Source organism: Oleiphilus sp. HI0043, assembly GCF_001634935.1.
Genome location: NZ_LWEY01000596.1, coordinates 1 through 1,044, shown reverse-complemented (window position 1 = coordinate 1,044; position 1,044 = coordinate 1). Strand labels below are relative to the sequence as shown.

Annotated in this window: 1 protein-coding gene and 1 pseudogene; both read right to left on the bottom strand. The window is 43.5% G+C overall.

What is annotated here, in order from left to right:
* Positions 1 to 563 (bottom strand): annotated as a pseudogene (locus tag A3729_RS07375) (S-methyl-5-thioribose-1-phosphate isomerase); the annotation flags it as partial.
* The coding region (locus tag A3729_RS32505) for a hypothetical protein (RefSeq protein WP_197475656.1) at positions 556 to 1,044 on the bottom strand (489 nt) is incomplete at its 5' end. The pseudogene A3729_RS07375 and the gene A3729_RS32505, both read right to left, overlap by 8 nt.

Genomic DNA, 1,044 nt, shown 5'->3' with positions numbered 1-1,044 from the left:
TCACTCCAGGCTGAGCGTATAACCCCTAAAGCCGTTCCATAGCCACCTGTAGCCAAGCCTCCGGCATTACAATGAGTCATGACAGAGAACGGTTTTTCATGGAAGCGTTTAAACACGGAACAGGCTAAATCACCCATTTTAAAGTTGTTAGCAATATCCTCTTGATGAATTTCCTGGGCGCGGAGAAGCAGCTTTTCTAAACTAAAATCCTGCTCTTTCTGCGCTAGGAGCTCTTCCTGCATAACTTTCAGAGCCCATGCTAAATTTACCGCGGTAGGCCTAGCTTGACTCAGGAATTCAATATCCTTGTTAATACGTTCATAAAAATCGACTCCATTCATTAAGTGCTTTTTTGCGCTCAAAACAACACCGTAAGCCGCACAAATACCAATTGCAGGCGCTCCACGTACAACCATCGTCTTGATTGCCGTATAAACCTGTTCAACATCATGACAACTCATATAATCTTCAGACAAAGGTAGATTTCTCTGATCCAATAGAACCAGCGCACCATCTTGCCAATCGACCGCTTTGACGCTTAGAGACTCAAACTTATTATTCAATGACTATACTTCCTACTGTTTCATTATTTCGGTGGGACTCTATCATGCATGAGTAGTTTGCAATACCAGTTCCCTCAAACTCAATTAACACTTCTTTTCTATCACCACCTACAACAAACACTGAAGGGTTCTGAGATAGCGGTTTAACAATAGATTCTGCATCCCCTACACTATTCCCGGAGTGCGAATGCCCTGAACCCTGCTGCGCCTTTTTCTTAGAGTGATAGAGTTCGTCAAGAACAAACATCTTGTACGCTTCTGACTGGTATAAAGCTTTCAGGTCCTTTGTAAAAACGAGCAAATGAGGCTCGTTAGTACGATTTTTAACAAGTACTCTGACCTTTGAACCAGAACTAATATTGACAGATTGCGGCCACACCCTACCAACAAGCACTTCAAGCTCGACGGTACGATCAGTCGCAGCCTGACCAAACAAGGGGTCTTTCCAGTATTCACCTAAAATATCTTCTGCCGTTACGCC